Genomic DNA, 17,562 nt, shown 5'->3' with positions numbered 1-17,562 from the left:
AAAAGCTGCGGATTCCAAAATCTTCCTGGAAAAGCATGGCTTTCCTGAAGAACTTCTATTGAAAAAATAATTTTACTCCCGGCTGCGGGAGAAAGTATCCTAACTGTTACGCCTGATTTTCTTCTGATCCACTCCTCCCTGGATATCTTTGCCGCAATTTTTTAAAAAAGCCGTACTGCCCGTAGGGGTAAGGCCCGGTAAAGGTGTCTCAATGCAAAACAGAAAAATATGACCAATAGCAGGCTTTTGATTTTTTTAACGACTTTTCTATTTACCACCTCTTCCTACGCACAGGAAACATTTACCATCAGCGGCACCATACAGTCCGCCAGTACCGGGGAAACGCTGATCGGGGTCTCGGTGATCGCCGGGACGGCAGGTACAGCCAGCAATGAGTATGGATTTTTTTCTATCACGCTTCCTGAAGGCGCCTACCGGCTGGAAATAAGCGCGCTGGGGATGCAAAGTAAGTCAGTGGAAGTGGAGCTGGACAAGGACATTCAACTTAATATCCAGCTTGAAGAAGCAAGCCAAAGCCTGGAGGGCGTCACGGTGACGGCGCCTTCGGAAGGGCGGAGCCTGGAAAGCCCCCAAATGGGGGTCGAGCAGCTTAGCGCGGAGGAGATCAAAAACATTCCCGTGCTGCTGGGCGAGCGGGACATTATCAAATCCATGCAGCTGCTGCCCGGCATTAAAAGCGCGGGAGAAGGCAGCAGCGGCTTTTTCGTACGGGGTGGGGCCAGGGACCAAAACCTGATCCTGCTGGATGAAGCCCCTGTTTACAACGCTTCCCATTTGCTTGGATTTTTTTCCACTTTCAATTCGGATGCCATCAAGAACATGACCCTCTACAAAGGCGGTATGCCGGCGCAATACGGGGGACGGCTATCTTCTGTACTTGATCTGAAAATGAACGAAGGGAATAACCGGGAATACGACGTAAGCGGCGGCATAGGCCTTATTTCCGCGAAGCTTAACGTGGAAGGTCCCGTGCAGAAAGGCAGGTCGTCTTTCCTGGTAACCGGCCGGCGCACCTATGCCGACCTCTTCCTGAAACTGTCGAATGATTCTACGATCAACAACAACACACTATATTTCTATGATCTTAATGCGAAGATCAACTATACGCTCGGGGACAAAGACCGCATCTATCTCTCCGGCTATTTCGGGCAGGACCGGCTTGGCGTAGGAGAAACCTTCGGCCTTGACTGGGGGAACGGGACGGGAACCGTACGCTGGAACCATATTTTTAACAATAAACTCTTTTCCAATACGTCCCTGATCTTCAGCAATTATAATTACAAGATCTCAATCCGGAGCGGGGCGGCGGATTTTGACATATTTTCACAAATACGCGACTGGAATCTTAAACAGGAATTTCAGTGGTTTCTCAACAACCGGAATAATATCCGCTTTGGGTTTAATGCCATCCGCCATACGATCCGGCCGGGAGAAGTCACCTCCGCCAATTCCAGCATCAACCCGGAGATACTGCAAAAAAGGCGTTCCCTGGAGAATTCCCTGTATGCGAGTAATACCTGGGAAGCTTCGGACCGTTTACACATTACGTACGGCCTGCGGGCTACCGCCTTCAGCATACTTGGAGAAGGCGAATTTTACCGCATTGACACGGAAGGCAAGGTGACCGACACCATGAGTTACAAAAAGGGAGACGTGGTAAAAACCTGGTTCAACCTGGAACCCCGGCTGGCTGCCAGTTATCGCCTGAACGATAACAGCTCCCTGAAAGCATCCTATGCCCGGAACGTTCAAAACCTGCATCTCATTTCTAATTCCTCCGCCTCCAGCCCTACCGATAAATGGCTGGCCAGCACCAACCTGATCAAGCCGGAGATCGCCGACCAGGTTTCGCTGGGTTATTACAGGGACCTGTTTTCCGGCAAATACGAACTAACTGTTGAAACCTATTACAAAGACCTCCAAAACCAAATTGATTACCGGGATGGCGCGGATGTCTTCTGGCAGGGCGATGCCATTGAAACCCAGTTACTTTTCGGAAAGGGCCGGGCGTATGGGCTGGAGTGGCATTTTAAGAAGAAGACCGGAAAATTCACCGGCTGGCTCAGCTATACCCTCTCTAAAACCGAGCGGCAGATCGATGGCATTAATAATAACAACTGGTACAGGGCCCGGCAGGACCGCACGCACGATATTGCCATCGTAGCCATGTACCAGCTAAACCCGAGGTGGACGCTGTCGGCTAATTTTATTTACTATACCGGAGACGCCGTCACACTGCCTGCGGGAAAATACCGTCTTGACGGGGATATTATTTATTACTATACCGAGCGGAACGCGTATCGTATGCCAGACTATCACCGGCTGGATATCGGCGCCACCTGGAAGCTCAAACAACGGGAGAAGTTCTCTTCTGAACTCACCTTTAGCCTGTATAATGCCTACGGAAGGGAAAACGCCTATACCATTAGCTTCCGGGAAGGGGAAAACGATCCCAACATCACCGAAGCCGTCCAAACGGCTATCTTTAAATTCATTCCCTCCATCTCCTATAACTTTAAATTTTAAATCCATGTTTTCAACAACAATACGTTCCCTTAATGCAGGCTCCCGGCTGTTTGCCGCCCTCCTTCTCACGCTGCCGGCCATCCTGCTTGCTTCCTGCGAAAAGGTTATTGACCTTGACCTGAAAGGTGTGGAAGCTAAATACGTTATCGAAGGCACCCTGACCAACGAAGCCGGCGGCTGCAGGGTTTTGATCAGTCAAACAAAGGATTTTGACGAAAACAATGACTTTCCCGGCATCAGCGGCGCCGTGGTAAGCATCAGCAGCCAGGGATCCGAGGCGCCGGTCCTGCTGACTGAAACAGAACCGGGCATTTATGAGGCTTCTTCCTTTGCCGGTTCCAGCGGAACGACTTATCTCCTGGAAGTCATCATCGGCGGAACGACCTATACAGCAAGTTCCACCATGCCGGAGCAGGTGAATATGGATACGATCTATGTCACGGAGGAAAATATTTTCGGCGAAAACTGGAAACTGGCAAATATTGAATTCCCCGATCCGGCCGGCATTGAAAATAAATACCGCTACATCCAATACATAAACGGCGAAAAAACCGAGGGATTCTACACCCGCGACGACGAGCTGGTGGACGGACGTACGTTCGAGACCAAGCTTTATATGGATCCCGGCACGGACGAAGAAGACCGGATCCAAAGCGGAGATGAACTGACAATTGAAATGCAATGCATTGACGCCGACATGTATACATACTGGTTCAGCCTGGAACAGGGCGCCACAGGCGACGGAAGCCCCGCGACCCCGGCCAACCCGGTGAGCAATATCCGGGGCGGAGCGCTAGGTTATTTCAGCGCCCATACAACCCAGGTAAAAACAATGATCGCACCTTAGGCGTTCCATATCAACGTCTTTAGTTTAAGAAAAAAAAACGAACCTGTCTTTGGCTTTGCAAAACCGGAAAAAATACCTGGCTCTCATGGGAGCCCTTCTTCTGACAGCGCTTTCTGTGGAAACCGGAGCGGGCAGTCCGGGCGCCCCCGTATCGCAGCATAAGCCCGCATTGCAGAACCGTCCGGTGCTGCAGGATACCTCCGGACTTCAAGATAGGGTGCGGCTTCCGGACACGCCGGGACTACAAGACACAACCGGACTGCAAGACACACATGGGATGCAGGGGCCCAGGAAGCTGCAGGACAAGACGGATGCCCTTAACGCTACCAGCTCTTCCAGCCCTACCGCCCCTTCCAGGCAGGAGCGTCCGCTGCTTAATGATTTCCTGCGTTTCGCGGATGCTTCCTTATATACCTGGAGCGGGCCGCTCCGCTGGGACGGCCGTGACTGGATCAAGCTGGGCGGTACAATTGCCGGGACGACCCTGCTCGCACTGGCCGATCAGCCGGTAAGGGACTTCTGGCATCAGCGCAGCGGGCCCGGCTGGGAGGCCGTTGAAACAGCTGGTTTTCATTACGGGAAGCCATACGCAGCCTTCGCCCTCACCGGCGGCTTTTACCTTAGCGGAATTATTTTCAAAAACGAGTGGGCCAGGGAAACCGGCCTTATCCTGGGAAGCGCTTTTCTCACCAGCGCGGCGATACAAACCATCATGAAAACTGCGGTTGGAAGGGCCCGGCCGGGCACCAATATCGGAAACGGGGCTTTTAAACCATTTTCAGACCTGCCCGATTATCATTCCTTTCCATCGGGGCATATGCAGGTCGCATTAGCAACCGCCCTTGTCCTTGGCAGGCGGGTCGAACATCCTGTACTGAAGGTATTCTTCTACGCGGCGGCAGGCAGTACCTTTATCAGCCGCATGCACAGCGATGCGCACTGGATAAGCGATCTTGCCTTCGGGGGAGCCATTTCCTGGTTCTGCGCCGACGCAGTGATAAGGCGGATGGAATACAATAAATCGAATGATCCTTTCCGGAAAAAGCAGCGGATCAGCTGGCAGCTGGCCCCTTCGGTCAGCGGGTTTGCCCTAAAGGGAACGTTTTAGTTCAGTCGTCAGAATATTCAGCGTGACATCTAATGACTTCACATCAAACGGTTTCACAGCCGGGCGCCGAGGCGCTCGTAAATTTCCAGCTGTGACTGAACCGGTCCTTCCTTCTCCCCCTTTAGCGTCGGCTGCATTTTCCCGTCTCTGTCAAGGCTAACCGCCTGGATATTATCCCGGAACTGTAACTCCATAAGCTGCAGCATTTCCGCCTTCAGCTTTTTATCATATAAGGGGAATAATACTTCTATCCTGCGGTGCAGGTTGCGGTCCATCAGGTCGGCGGAGCCCATAAACAAGTCCGGCTCACCGTTATTATGAAAAACGAATACCCGTCCATGCTCCAGGTAGCGATCTACAATGCGATATACGGTAATATGATCGCTCATTCCTCCGACGCCGGGGATCAGGCAGCAGATTCCCCTTACCATTAGCCTTACCTCCACGCCTGCATTACTCGCCTCATACAGGCAGTCGATAAGATGGCTTTCCTGAAGGTTATTTATTTTTATGGTGATGCGGGCGTCTTTTCCGGCTTTTTTATGTGCAATTTCCCTTTTTATCAGCTGCTCCAGGCTTTGCGTCAAATTGAAACGGGATACCAGCAGATGATCGAATTTCATAAAGCCGTACTCCTCGGGCTGCTCACGGGAAAGCAGGTAGGAAAACAAAAGGTCCATTTCCCGGGTGATCCTTTTATCGGCCGTGATCAGCAGGTGATCGGTATAAAACCGGGCGGTATTCTCATTAAAATTCCCTGTCGAAAGTAGCCCCAGGTATTCCGCTTTCCATCCCGATTTTCTTTTTACCAGGGCAATTTTCGCATGCACTTTCATCTCGGGAATGCTGTAAACAATGCGAACCCCTGCCTCCTTCATCTTATTGGCCCAGTTCAGGTTATTTATCTCGTCAAAGCGGGCTTTCAGTTCAACAAAAACCGTCACCGACTTCCCGTTCCTGGCAGCGCTGATAAGGGCATTGGCAATATGTGAATCGGTAGCTACCCGGTAAAGTGTTACCGATATTTCGCGGACGCGGGGGTCAATAGCCGCTTCGTTAAAGAATCGAAGAATATAGTTATATGACTGGTAAGGCAGGTGCAGCAGTATATCGGAATTCTTCACCGCATCGCCAATGGACACCAGGTTACGGAGTTCGGGATGTTCCAGTGGCGGCCGGGACGGGTAGCAGGGAAGCTTTCCGCCCGGATCAGGCAATTCAGCAAAGTCTTTCAGGTTATGGTAACGGCTGCCTTCAATGAGTTCCTGCTCATTCAGGCGAAAGTACTGCATAACAAACAGCCGGGCCGCTTCAGGCATTTCACCTTCATAGAGAAACCGGGTGGGCGTTCCTCCTTCCCTGGCAAGGATCAGCTGCCGGATCTGTTCCTCCAGCTCTCCCCACTCATCGGCCAGGTTGATATCGGCGTTCCGCGTCATTTTAACACAGTAACATCCCTGCACCGTATATCCCGGGAATGCCTTGTCTATATTGAAGCGGATCACATCGTCCAGGAACAGGATATGCCGCAGCCCTGCGTTTCCGGGCAGTGAAACAAACCGGGGCAGGTTACCGGCAGGAATATTGAGCAGGCCGTAGCGGTTCTTTCCCTCCGGCGAGGTCAGCTGTACAATAAAATAAAGCGCGTTGTTCTGTAAGGCTATTTCCTGGCCTTGTTCTTCCAGGATAACGGGACGGAGAAAAGACAGCACTTTGGAATAGAACAGGTCGGTAACGTACTTCTCGTGTTCGCTTTGAAGCGCCTGCCCGTAATAAAGCTGCAATCCCCGCTCGCGCAGGCCGGGCAGCAGTTCCCCCGTCAGGATCTCACCGAAGGCCTGCTGAAGGGAGTCCACCTTTTCCTGGATTGTTTTTAACAAGCCGGCGGCGGCAGCCTGTTCATCAGGCGTTCCGGGCAAAAGATGCAGGGCCAGCAGGCCGGGATACCGCACCCTGAAAAACTCATCGAGATTAGAAGAAAAGATGGAAAGAAAACGGAACCGCTCGTACAAAGGCACTTCCGGGTTTTTGGCCTCCAGCAAGACCCGTTCATTAAAACCCAGCCAGCTTATATCGCGGTTGAAATATTGAAAAGAAGCCATCAATCTAATACAACAAATACGAAGGAGAGCGCGGAAGCAATAAACCCTACCATGAAAAACCCGTAGGCATAGCGCAAAAGCTTATATTTTCTTCCCAGCACTACTCCCAGATTATAGATATCCCGGGTCATACTCCCGTAGAGAAAGTCAGCGTCATCCATCATCTGCCGGACTCCCCATTGATAATCTTCCAGGTCCATCTTATGAAAATTCCCGAAAAAAAGCAGGTTAGCCGTTTTATTCCGGATATCCTCCTTGGTAAATACCCCGCTGGTAACATTCGGCCGGGTAACCAGGATAGCGAACACGATGGTGGTCAGGGAAGTAATAAGGAACATCAGGCCGGGGATCAGTAATTTGGAGTCATCGTCCATCTTCCTGAAAAGCAAAGTAACCAGGATGGAAACAATAATGGAATTAATGGTCAGCAGAATATGGGCCTTGTTATCCGCCATTTCACTCAGGTGGAGGTGATTCACAGAAGTGGTGCGGAACATGGTTTCGACGCCCCTGGCCGGCCGTTTTTCGTCCTTTTTTCCTTTACCCTTACCTTTACCCGCTGCTGCTGCTGAGGATATTCCGGGAGTCGTTGAAGAGGCCGGCTCGCCGGAGTTCGTTGCCGGTCCACCGGAAGCAGCGGATATTGCCAAAGCCGGGGAACCTGCCGCTTCCGCGGAGGCAGCTTCTTCCGCGGCCGCGCGTTTTATTTGCTTCTTCAGTTGTTGTTCTTCCTCGCGGGCTTCCAGCCGCTCTATATTTTCCTGTTTGCCTTTTTGGAGAAGGGCGCGGCAATAATCGGTTTTGAATTCATGCTGCCTGAGCATGATCATCGCGCTTTTTCTCCATTGTCCGCCCGGAATACGCTTGCCGGAGCGCAATTCCACTTCCTTCCGCATATTCCGGTTGCTGTTCCGGAAACTTTCCGTACCAAAATGATAGAGGTCCGCGTCCGCCATGATCCTTTCGGTCAAAGATTCCGGTTTTGCGCTTAAACGGGTAGCAAGAATACATTCCTTCACTTTTTCGACCAGCTCGGAATCGGCTTGTTCGCTCAGCAGGAATTCTTCGGCCATTGCCGCCCCCTTCAGTTCGTGTCCTTCAGGCGGCCCTGAAAGATAGCCGGTGTCGTGGAACCAGGCGGCGATGTATACTGCCAGGTAATCCGTTTCATCCAACTGGTAATGGTCCGCTATCTGCTCAGCCGCTTTAACTACACCCTCGGTGTGTTCCAGGGTGTGATAGATCAGGTTTTCATTTGCGTGTTCCTTGTACAGGTCCCGTACATACGCAGCCGTCTTTTCCATTAATCCTGTGGCAGGCATATCGTTTGTTTAATTAATTCTTCAGAACTGAAAACCCAGGGAAACAGACGGAAGTATTTCTTCTTCCGAAAATCCGACCGATCCGCTCAGCACCAGCATCTCCGCAGGCACCAGGTAAATCCCGCCGCCATAACCTTGATGCCATTTATCCGAATCTTCGCCGGGCCGCCAGACGCGCCCGATATCGTGAAAGCCGGTCAGGCCCACCGAGCCGGGAAAAAGATACGAAGTAAAATCAAATAGTTTCAAACGAAGCTCGATATTGTGATAGAACATGCTTTCTCCCGCAAAGCGAAAATTCCGGTAACCCCGGAGATTCTGCTTTCCGCCAAGGTATAAAAGCTGGTAAAACCCGGGTTCCCCAAAGGTATATCCCGCGCCGATGCGATTGGCGATCACCAGCCGCGGGTTCAGGTTAAAACTCGTAAACAGGCGCAGCTCCGTTTGCAATTGCCCATACCGGTCTTTTTCACCCTGCACCTGCTGCATTCCTTTAAAAGTCGTATTCCAGGAAAAGCCCCTGGTCGGTGTCAGCTCATGGTTCCTGGTATCTATTTCAAAACCGGCAACCAGGCCGGCGAAGGTCCTGTGGGTAAATAATTCGTCCTGCGGGTGCAGCCCGGCATAATCCCGGATAAAGCGCTCATCGTTCTCCTCGCTCCGCATGTTAAAATATTGTCCCGCCGGTCCGCCAAAAACCCGTAAGCTGTTTCCCAGGGGCAAGCGGATCTTTACTTCCCCTTCCACCAGGTTATATCGGGTGCGGTAATACTGGATAGCTGGATCGCTCAGTTCTTCCCGGAAAACCGTCTCGTTGCCCGCGCCAAAGAAATTAGTCGTGTTATGGGGGGCTTTCGCCTCCAGGTCCGCGAGCAGGTCCATGTTCCCCAGCAGCTGCATGAACTCCCCTTCGTAATCCAAAAACCAGGCGCTGGTAGCCAATGCGTGGCCAACCATTAATTTATTCCTGGAAGCGTAGGGTTCCTTGCGAAACGCATGGTGAATATATTGAAAACCAGCGCCCAGGAAAACCCCATCGTCCAGGTTGTAGCCTGCGGTCAATAAGGGCATCAGCCGGTCGTACTGAAAGCTCTGCGGATCGTATTCATTTACCGCGGCCTCTTCAGACGTCCTCAGGACTGCTTTACCGCGGGGAGGAAAAGTATTTTCAAGGTCGGAACGGTCATAAATAAACAGGCGGCCTTTCCCTTTCACCTCTTCTCCCACCCGGAAAATATCGGTCCCGGAGCCGCCGATCATCCGTATTTTTATCGGGGAATGACCGGCGCCGCTCACCTCAAACACATCTTCATCATCCCGGCCGTAGATCCTGACCTCCTTCGTGACGGCCGGGTAAAAGCTGCGTTCATAAAATACCCGTTCCCGTTTTTCCACTTTGCTTCCCCTTACTTTTACGCGGCCATCTTTCTCGAGGGAAACCTGGAAAAGATCAGGCTGGTCCGAACCGGGAATATCTACGGCCCTGGCCAGGAAGTGATAATAATCCAGGGCGTCCTGCTTCAGGTGATCCCTTCTTGCTTTCAGGGTATGGAGAATCTTTCGGCCCGAAAGCCGGTAGATAGTGTCGGGCATCTGGTGTAATGCCGAATCCAGCAGCCGGTCGGTAAGCGTTTCCTGTACCAGGGAAGCAGTTTCCTGCCAGGTCTCTTCTTCCAGTTCATGCAGGAACAGGCGGTCAAAATAACGCGCATTGAACATAAAGCCGTTCACATCGCGTATAGACGGCTTAAACCCCTGGAACTTGGGCATGGCCCACTTTCGCGCGGCAATTCCCGGGAACAGGCCGCTATTGGTAAAAAAAACCTGGTCCCGGTCGCGGGGGATCGGGTAATAAATATTACCGTGTTCCTTGTCAACCTTTCCCCATCGCCATTGATCTTCGTGCCGGTCCCAGTCGCCGATCAGCAGGTCCAGCAGGCGGGCCTTCAATACGGCTTTTTCATCTATGACGTGATCGTTGTCCTCTTGCAGCTTTTCCAGGACAGAAGTCGTGCTTTTAGTATCATCCGGTATAGGCTCCCGCTCTTCAAAGGTATATACCGCATTCGCAAAATCTTCCTGGTACATTCCCAGCGCAGGATCATCGGGCAGGTACACCAGTTCCGGCCTGGCATGAGGAATATCCAGGGCCCCGGCAACGGTTGGCACCGCCAGCGCACCAAAGGGATGGGCGGCCGATATCTGGTCCTGGACAATCTTTTCCGCAACGGTGGCCCTTAACCTGGGCGGAAGCGCCTTTTCAGGGTTCTTCTGGACGGTCCGGAGGTTCCATTCCTTTCCCGAACTATCCGCCAGCCGCAGGGAAAGTGTCTGCTGCCCGCCTCCCTTTTTTACAATTTCCAGCCCTCCCATTTCTTCTTCAAGCCGGAAAACCCGCATTTTAACGGGAGTGGCCCAGAGCCGGCGATAATTCTGACCGAAAAAAAACCGGTGCATTTCCCCCGCTTCATCGTACTCAGGAGCAATGGCCACGGTAATACTGTCCCGGGATGCCTTTTTTGACCGGACTGGCACAGGCTCTTCCGCCGGGCGGGCTCCGGCCACACCGTCCGCCGCTGGCACATCTTTCGTTGCAAGCTGGTCTTTCGTCCCGGGGACTCCTGCCCCATCGCCGGCCGCTGGCGCAGCTTCCGCCGCAAGCTGGTCCCCCCTGCAAGCTCAGCTTCCGCCGGGCGGGCTCCTGCCGGCAGTTCCTTTTTGAAAGCCAGACGGGCATTCCCGGCCGTATCTACTTCAAAGAAACGGATTTCCTTATTCCCGTTCTCCAAAAACAGGATCTCTGCAAATCCTCTCTTCCCGGAAGCAAACAAGGTATTGGAAGCGGTTCTTACCCGTTCCATATTGATACCCGAGCCGCTGACGATATAATATCGCTCCTTGTCCCGCAGAAGCTGCAGGGCATGATCATGCCCGCCTACCCAGGTGACATCCTCTGCCGCTTCCATTGCTTCTTCCATAGACTTCACCATATACCGGTACTCGGGATGCTGCAGGTCCTGGATATCGCCGAACACACCCCTGCTAAGCGGGTAAATGGAGCCAACCAGGGGCAGTGGGAAATACCAGTCCGGATGGAGGTCGGTTAAGGGGAAAATATGCTGTTTTAAGGTGAAATACCCGCCGTGGATACCATGAGTGCGGAAAGCATGATGCGCTGCGAAAACTATTTTCTTATGCCGGTTGCGCCAGGCAATGTCTTCCAGCGCCGCCAGCACTTCTTCCCGGTTCTTGCAGTCGCAATCGCTGTCCTCTCCCGGCTTTTCAAAAGGATGCAGCCACCATTGCGTATCCACGATCACCAGGACAACACTATCACCCAGCGTTATTTCTTCCGGGCCGGGACAGCCTCCCTGCGGTAAAAAAACTACCCGGTCTCCGGGGAGGCTATCCACCCAGGCGGCCTGCCTTTTAATACGGTCCCAGCCAAGCGGGCCGCCCTTTTGCCAGTCATGATTCCCGGGAATCATATAAACAGCCGCCTTATAACCCTCAAAGGGAGCTAATTGCCGCTGCAGGATATGCACGCTTTCCGAATAGTTTTTGTCTTCTTCGCCGGGTAAGCCTTTATCGTATACATTATCACCCAGGAAAACGACGGTCACCCGGCTGTCGCCCGGGTTTATCATGCTGGCGGCAGCTTCCGGAACGATCGCCCTTCCGTTCAGCAAACGCCCGGCATCCCCTATCAGTATTACCCGCTGACGCGGCCCCGCGTTCCTTTCCTGCGCGGAGAGAGAAGCAGCAACGAACATTGCTGTCAATACCAGGAAAACGATACGGAGCTTGCTGGAGAATGGCATGATATTGATCAATTAGCCGCCTGGTAAGAAAAGGCCAGGAGCGTGGCTGCTCCGGCATCACCCGCTTCATTGCTAATATACAGGTTCCCGGCCTCGTCAAAAGTAATTCCCTCCGGCTGGGCAAATAGTTCCTTGCCGAGCCGGTGGACTTCCTTTACTCCGCCTTCCCGGTCCGCCACCAGCAATAATTTCTCTATCGAGGCAAGGATATAAATTGCACCGGTGAGCGGGTGAACGGCCGCCGCGGAAGGGTGCAGCGCTTTAATTTCCGTTCCGGCTACGCGGGCGGCTTCGTCCCATTCGAGATTGAATACAGCTTCCTTCCCAAAACGGCTTTCTTCGGGGTAAAAAGCATAGCCGCGGGTGATACGCGTTTCCTTGTCTCCTTTTTCATTTTTGCAGATCAGCACCAGGGAGCGCTTCTCCTTATCATAGAACATCGCCTCAAATTCCGCTTTTTCGCCGGGCCATTTATGTTCCTGTATCATGTTAAGCCTTGTTCCGTCGTAGCCCATGGACCAGATATGCCCCTTGCTCTTTAATACGTACAGCGCCTCATTGACCTTTTTCAGCTCCTCGTAATCGCCTTCTTCGCCAAAGGGGAGGGAGGCTTTTATGCGGTATGACTTATCCAGCCGGTAAATGATCCCTTCTTCATCGTTATGGGCCAGGAATCCGCCGCCGTCATAGGTTATGCCGGAGATCTCTTCCAGTTCCTTTTCAAGTTCGATTTCCTGCAGGTTTTCGTATGTATAGCCTTCCGGCAAGGAGGCGGGCATTTTCGAGGAAGTCCCCGCGCAGGCCACCAGCACGAGGGGCGTTAAAAATAAAGCTTTCATAACTTCCGGTAATTTATACGTACGCGCAGGGCTTTCAATCCGCTGATTCCCTGCAATTCTTCAAGATCGAGCATTTCAATGCCGGGCAAGAGCTTCCCTTCCGAGATAAGCGTGCGCAGCTGCTTCCTGTAATAGACGGCGTTGCGGCTATGCACATACACAATGGCAATGGTTCCGGGTTGGGTGAGCCGTTCTTCGCTGCCGAGCAAACGCACCTTATCAATCCGCTTTTTTATTACTTCATACCGGATGCTGTACGCGCCTTCCACGTCGAACCGCCGCTCATCGGAACGGTAGCTAATATCAACCAGGTTACTATGAACAAAAACCAGCTGGGTGGTATTCAGAGGATATAATAGCTTCGGCCTTACTGCGTGGGAAGCATTCGCCATCGCGATCATGGTATCCAGCTGCCAGCGACATACGGCATCCGCGTCTTCCTCTGAAAAGGAGCGCCAGGGAGAAATGCTTTCCCCGGCATACAGATTGAATTCCCAGCCGTCGGTCTTGAACTTTTCAAAATAATGAGGGATCCTTTCCTGCAGCGTTGCTTCGGCCTGTTCAAGAGAAGCCTTCAGGGACTCATTCACTTGCTTCAGGCTTTGTTCAAACCCCCAGCTTGCCGAATGAAACTCGCTGCTTTCATCCTTCATTTTCTGTTCGAAATCCCGGGCCTCGTCCAGGGGGAGCAGCCCTCCCTGCTTTAACGTACTGACAAAGCTCACGCTTTCTTCCAGGAAATCGCGCAGGTCTACCTCCTCTTCCAGGGTGATATTGAGATTGATCAATTGCTGCCACCGCTGTACTTTTTGCTGCATCTCCTTTACGTCTGCGGTGGATTCCGCAATATCCAGCAATACTTCAAGATACTCCAGCTGCAACCACAGGTCCTGCCGCACCGCGTTTAGACGCTCCACGGAAGAGTTCCGGACGTCTACCGCGCCATAAAAGGGATGAAGGTTTTCAAAACGGATATTCTCGGGAGCGGCCTGGCCGTCTTTTGCTCCCACGATATTTTCCGCAAAGGCCTTCCAGGCAGCCTCGTTGAACTTCCATTGCACAGCGGGCTGTATGGCCGTGTATCGGCGCATGATATAGGAATTCATACGTTCTGCCAGCCTGCCGGTCTGGTAGGTTAAGAATTCCCGGTAAAGGGGAAGGGCCTGCTCTATTTTCCGGGTTAGTTTTGTATCGATCACCTGCTGCTTTTTACTGGCTACTTCCAAAATGCCCAGCAATTTTTCACGATGCCAGACGGGGAATATACCCAGGCTTTGAAACCCGTAGCGGTTCATCAGCTGTTCCACTTCATTTTCTTCCGCGCTTTCTTCCAGGTCATTGTAAATAAGCCATCCGCCTTCCTTACGCTCCAGGTACCTGTTAAGAAGTTTGTGGAAGATATCGCTTAGCTTTTCTTCCGGAAGTTCCCGGCTAAGCAATTCAAAGATCACGCTGGACCGGTTATACGCGGCATGGTACCTGTATTGCTTATTGATCCTGATAAAGGGTAAAATGCCCAGTTCAACTTCGTCCTTTCCCAGCAGGGATAAGGTAGCCTGTTTTATATTGGTAAAGGTCGTTTCTTCCGGAACCGTATGCATATCGGCAATCGTTCGCTGCAGTTCCTGCAGAGACATTTCTTCCGTCTCATCCCGGATCGTAAATACCATGAAACCTTCGGCAATAAAATCCTCCAGCGGCAGTGGTATTTTAAGATCGCCGGCATGGCGGATAAGGCCCAATGCAAAGTCAATCCATTCCTGCTGCAAAGGGGGCAAGCCGCTGCTGTGCCTCAGGTTAACGAAATGATGGTTCACCGAAAAACGGTAATGCTTTCGCCTCATCCTGCCTTCGTCCTTCAGCCGTAAAAAAGTATCCGGAAGCAGGCGCTGGTCCAGGTCCAGCCCGTAGCATTTTTCCAGTACCATCCAGTAAAGTTTGCGCAGGTGATCACTGTCCACAAACTCGCAGGAAAGGCAGGACTTACACATATTTTGCTCATCCAGCATCAGGGCCCGGAAATTCTCCGAATAGGAAAATAATTGCATGGGAAAGGGAGTGCCTATGGCAAACATGGGTTCTTCTCCCCGGATATCCCGCTGAACATGGTTCAGCTTTATCAATTCCGCCAGTTCGGAAAAATTCTCAAGAATGCTGAAATCTTCAATCGGTTCGAGCAAAACAGGATTTTGCCGGAGAATTGCAGCAATTGCTTCCAGGTAAGTTTTATGGGTAGTACTCCGGCTCCGGCTGATTTGCGCCTCTATAAAATCAAGGTAAGGCCTGAATGATAATTCCCAATTCAGCTGAGGCAGGACCTGCCCTGGAAAAGGTGTTGATAGCACATCCATTGAATGCCTATATGTACAATTCGCAGGGCCGTTTTGTTTTACAACCCTACTTCTTCACTTTTTCAAGCAGTAACTCAGGTTCGTCGGTGGTGATAAAATCAAATTCTTTTTCAAGGAACCAATCCATATCTTCCGCCTTATTCACGGTCCAGACGTTGAGCGTAAGCCCTTGTTCCTTTGCTTCCGTGATCCAGTCAGGGTGTTCCCGGAATACCTTCTGGTTATAATCAAGGCCGAATAACTTATCGGCAGCTACCTCAGAGGGGGCCTTGTCCCCGTTCAGGTAAGCCACATTAGCATAGGGGTCCAGCTCCAGCAGCCGCTGGCAAATATCATATCCGAAACTGATGTAATCCACCCAGGCCTGTGCCTTTGCTTCCCGCACCTGCCTCACGACCATTTCGGTCAGTGCGATCCCCCGTTCCTTGCTAACGGCCGAAGGCTTGATTTCCAGTACCATCTTTGTCGTATTCTGATTCATTGCCGCCTTGAGAAAGTCAACAAGTTCGGGAAGTACCTCTCCGTTGCTCAATCTCTCTTCAGAAAGGTCCTTATAGCTGGTCTTCTCAATGACGAGCCCTTCCTTGTCGCGGTCATGAAAAAGAATGGTCACGGAATCCGCGCTTAGATGCACGTCGAATTCGGACCCTTCACATCCCAGCTTCACCGCTTCTTCAAATGAGGCGATGGAATTCTGGGGAACCTTTGTGTTTTTCCAGGCACCCCTGTGGGCAATTACCCCATTGGTATGAAACTGATCTTTCAGTATCCTGAAATCCGCACTCAGCTGGCCGTCCGCAGTACCAATGGCAAGGTCAACCCATTTTTCAGCGGACTTGGCATATTTGCCGCGAATAAATAGCTGGTTGCCCTTTTTTATTTTGAATTTACCGGCATTGTCTCCGCGAAGCACGAAATCCTCCGCGGAAGCATCTTCCGCTCCCTGGATAACAATGGTTCCCACCAGGTTATCCTCCGGGTGTAGGCATAGTCGCTCAACAAAATGCTCCCGTCATCGGAAGATTGTGCCTCGGCAGACAAGGAATTCATAAAAAAAGCACAGGTAAAGCACATCAGTACCGGGAACAGGGATTTTCTCATTTTCTTTAGTAATTGCGTTTTATACAAGCCCAAATTTGCAATAATAATCCGTTTTCGCCAATATTTTTCATCTCGATTTCAATTAGTTTTCCTGGTCTGTCTCGATTGCCTCGTTCAGTTCATAAACGAAGGTATCCCAGGAGGGGCGTTCAAATTCCCGGTTGACAATTTCTCCTTTGTCATTCAGGAGAATATAGCGGGGGATTGTGCGTAATAAAGCAATTCGTTTAAGCAGCTTCATGCATAAAGTTAACTGAACCATATTAATTCTCCACTTCCCAGAACGTGATCTCATTGGAGTGGGAATAAGGATCGCCTCTCCAGTTATTGATCACTTTTACACGGATATACCGTACGGGAGGTGTGTTCGACGGAAAGTGAAACTCTTCCCCGGCTGCGGCATAAGCCTTGTCCTCATCCGTCAGCTGCCCTACCGGGAGGCCGGAAGGTTTGAAGGACTGAGCGTCCAGGAGCTTTGTCCAGCCCTCCCAGCTGCCGTCGGCGGCGGGCGCGGTGGAGCCCCAGACCTCAAATTGCTTCGGGTTCCCGCCGGAGTACAGGTAACCGTCACCTGCAGCAGCGCCGCGCTGCCAGAGTTTGAAACGGCTCAGCACAGTTTCCTTACCCAGGTCAAAGGTATAATGATGAGGAAAACCTACATCCGAAGGCGTATGGAATCCGTTCGGCGCATTGATATTCCCGTCCCACAGCATTGGCAGCAGCCATCCCCAGGCCGAAGGGGCATCCGAGGGAAGGACGTATTCCGCAAAGGCGGATTTATCCATTTCATGTTCTATTAGGGGTGAAACGGTCAGATAATCCGTATACAGGGTATCAATAGCGGTGGAATCCGGGAGGTACATGGTACGGTAGCGGAACTCCGTGCCTTTTTTATAATCTTCCATAACAGTTTCAAGGCTGTCCGGGAATACCACCATGCGCTGTTCCCCGCCTGAACGATCCGTGTAGTTCAGTTCCACCCCGGTGAGAATGTCGTTTCCTTCTTTGAAACCCCATTTGATGGTCGTTTTATCATCCGACCATTTGGCGCGGCTGAAAGGCATATCCGGCATATTGCCGGTGTATTCGTCGCCGTAAGCCCGGCCAATAGCGCTTACTTTAAGCGAGGAATGCCCTTTGTCATCGCCGGTATAAATATCAAATGTGTACACGCCCTCTTCAAGATTGTCCAGGACTACGTGTATGGTGTCAACACCGGTACTCCGAATTACCGGTATGCGCAGGGAATCAGTACCGTTGTTCCATAAGACCTTACAATAGGTAATCTTCGGGTCGGAGATCAGCAGCCATGAGAGGGCCACGCGTTTGTACCCTGAATAAGCCGCTACCGAATCAACCCTGCCGGTGTAGATTCGTTCACCCCCTTCCAGGAACTCGTCATAAGTATCGTCCATTTTGCTGCAGGCAAGGAGGCAGCAGCCCGCCAAACCAACCAAGAAAGCGTACAACAGTCCGCATTTCTTATATTTTTGTAACTGCATAGATCAAAAACTTTAAACTTTG

General features: G+C 51.7%; 12 protein-coding genes. 3 read left to right on the top strand and 9 right to left on the bottom strand.

Translation table 11 applies throughout. From position 1 onward, the window contains the following. The first annotated feature begins 228 nt into the window (after positions 1-228). The 3 genes from FRZ59_RS08885 to FRZ59_RS08875 all read left to right on the top strand — a co-directional run bounded on the left by FRZ59_RS08885 (position 229) and on the right by FRZ59_RS08875 (position 4,502). Positions 229-2,547, top strand: coding sequence for a TonB-dependent receptor (locus tag FRZ59_RS08885; RefSeq protein ID WP_132129940.1), 2,319 nt, complete (start codon positions 229-231; stop codon positions 2,545-2,547). Between the two features lie 4 nt (positions 2,548-2,551). Next, positions 2,552-3,394: a DUF4249 domain-containing protein gene (locus FRZ59_RS08880; RefSeq protein ID WP_132129941.1), complete on the top strand. Its 843-nt coding sequence runs from the start codon at positions 2,552-2,554 to the stop codon at positions 3,392-3,394. A gap of 85 nt (positions 3,395-3,479) precedes the next feature. Next, entirely contained in the window at positions 3,480-4,502 is a 1,023-nt protein-coding gene (locus tag FRZ59_RS08875) for a phosphatase PAP2 family protein (RefSeq protein ID WP_132129942.1), read from the top strand. 53 nt (positions 4,503-4,555) lie between these two features. On the opposite strand, the gene ppk1 is transcribed toward FRZ59_RS08875, so the two are convergent. The 9 genes from ppk1 to FRZ59_RS08835 form a co-directional block, all read right to left on the bottom strand. Further along, positions 4,556-6,604, bottom strand: coding sequence for a polyphosphate kinase 1 (gene ppk1 / locus FRZ59_RS08870; RefSeq protein WP_132129943.1), 2,049 nt, complete (start codon positions 6,602-6,604; stop codon positions 4,556-4,558). Next, a complete protein-coding gene (locus FRZ59_RS08865) occupies positions 6,604-7,926 on the bottom strand; it encodes a Pycsar system effector family protein (RefSeq protein WP_207910319.1) in 1,323 nt (440 codons plus the stop codon). The genes ppk1 and FRZ59_RS08865 overlap by 1 nt, the downstream gene beginning before the upstream one ends. Before the next feature lie 21 nt (positions 7,927-7,947). After that, on the bottom strand, positions 7,948-8,592 hold the full coding sequence (locus FRZ59_RS19035) for a BamA/TamA family outer membrane protein (RefSeq protein ID WP_432417397.1): 645 nt from the start codon (positions 8,590-8,592) through the stop codon (positions 7,948-7,950). 1,685 nt (positions 8,593-10,277) lie between these two features. Further along, on the bottom strand, positions 10,278-11,747 hold the full coding sequence (locus tag FRZ59_RS08855; RefSeq protein WP_147698285.1) for a metallophosphoesterase: 1,470 nt from the start codon (positions 11,745-11,747) through the stop codon (positions 10,278-10,280). Positions 11,748-11,755: 8 nt separating this feature from the next. Further along, positions 11,756-12,586: an SdiA-regulated domain-containing protein gene (locus tag FRZ59_RS08850; RefSeq protein WP_132129945.1), complete on the bottom strand. Its 831-nt coding sequence runs from the start codon at positions 12,584-12,586 to the stop codon at positions 11,756-11,758. Further along, positions 12,583-14,937: a GAF domain-containing protein gene (locus FRZ59_RS08845; RefSeq protein ID WP_132129946.1), complete on the bottom strand. Its 2,355-nt coding sequence runs from the start codon at positions 14,935-14,937 to the stop codon at positions 12,583-12,585. Before FRZ59_RS08845 ends, FRZ59_RS08850 begins: the two co-directional genes overlap by 4 nt. 46 nt (positions 14,938-14,983) lie before the next feature. Next, on the bottom strand, positions 14,984-15,901 hold the full coding sequence (locus FRZ59_RS08840) for a glycerophosphodiester phosphodiesterase family protein (protein ID WP_225975251.1): 918 nt from the start codon (positions 15,899-15,901) through the stop codon (positions 14,984-14,986). A gap of 219 nt (positions 15,902-16,120) precedes the next feature. Next, positions 16,121-16,279: a hypothetical protein gene (locus tag FRZ59_RS18500; protein ID WP_158640577.1), complete on the bottom strand. Its 159-nt coding sequence runs from the start codon at positions 16,277-16,279 to the stop codon at positions 16,121-16,123. 22 nt (positions 16,280-16,301) lie between these two features. Beyond that, positions 16,302-17,540: a DUF4998 domain-containing protein gene (locus FRZ59_RS08835; protein ID WP_132129947.1), complete on the bottom strand. Its 1,239-nt coding sequence runs from the start codon at positions 17,538-17,540 to the stop codon at positions 16,302-16,304. Positions 17,541-17,562: the final 22 nt, after the last annotated feature.

Source organism: Anseongella ginsenosidimutans, assembly GCF_008033235.1.
In the GTDB taxonomy this organism is placed as follows: Bacteria; Bacteroidota; Bacteroidia; order Sphingobacteriales; family Sphingobacteriaceae; genus Anseongella; species Anseongella ginsenosidimutans.
Note: the sequence above shows the minus strand (reverse complement) of the source record. Positions and strands in the feature narration are given on the sequence as shown.

What these genes read in the sequence shown, in the direction of transcription:
- FRZ59_RS08875 (WP_132129942.1), top strand. Translation starts at nt 3,480, where the DNA reads ATGGGAGCCCTTCTTCTGACAGCGCTTTCTGTGGAAACCGGAGCGGGC.
- ppk1 (WP_132129943.1), bottom strand. Translation starts at nt 6,604, where the DNA reads ATGGCTTCTTTTCAATATTTCAACCGCGATATAAGCTGGCTGGGTTTT.
- FRZ59_RS08865 (WP_207910319.1), bottom strand. Translation starts at nt 7,926, where the DNA reads ATGCCTGCCACAGGATTAATGGAAAAGACGGCTGCGTATGTACGGGAC.
- FRZ59_RS19035 (WP_432417397.1), bottom strand. Translation starts at nt 8,592, where the DNA reads ATGCGGAGCGAGGAGAACGATGAGCGCTTTATCCGGGATTATGCCGGG.
- FRZ59_RS08845 (WP_132129946.1), bottom strand. Translation starts at nt 14,937, where the DNA reads ATGGATGTGCTATCAACACCTTTTCCAGGGCAGGTCCTGCCTCAGCTG.
- FRZ59_RS18500 (WP_158640577.1), bottom strand. Translation starts at nt 16,279, where the DNA reads ATGAAGCTGCTTAAACGAATTGCTTTATTACGCACAATCCCCCGCTAT.
- FRZ59_RS08880 (WP_132129941.1), top strand. Translation starts at nt 2,552, where the DNA reads ATGTTTTCAACAACAATACGTTCCCTTAATGCAGGCTCCCGGCTGTTT.
- FRZ59_RS08835 (WP_132129947.1), bottom strand. Translation starts at nt 17,540, where the DNA reads ATGCAGTTACAAAAATATAAGAAATGCGGACTGTTGTACGCTTTCTTG.
- FRZ59_RS08855 (WP_147698285.1), bottom strand. Translation starts at nt 11,747, where the DNA reads ATGCCATTCTCCAGCAAGCTCCGTATCGTTTTCCTGGTATTGACAGCA.
- FRZ59_RS08885 (WP_132129940.1), top strand. Translation starts at nt 229, where the DNA reads ATGACCAATAGCAGGCTTTTGATTTTTTTAACGACTTTTCTATTTACC.
- FRZ59_RS08850 (WP_132129945.1), bottom strand. Translation starts at nt 12,586, where the DNA reads ATGAAAGCTTTATTTTTAACGCCCCTCGTGCTGGTGGCCTGCGCGGGG.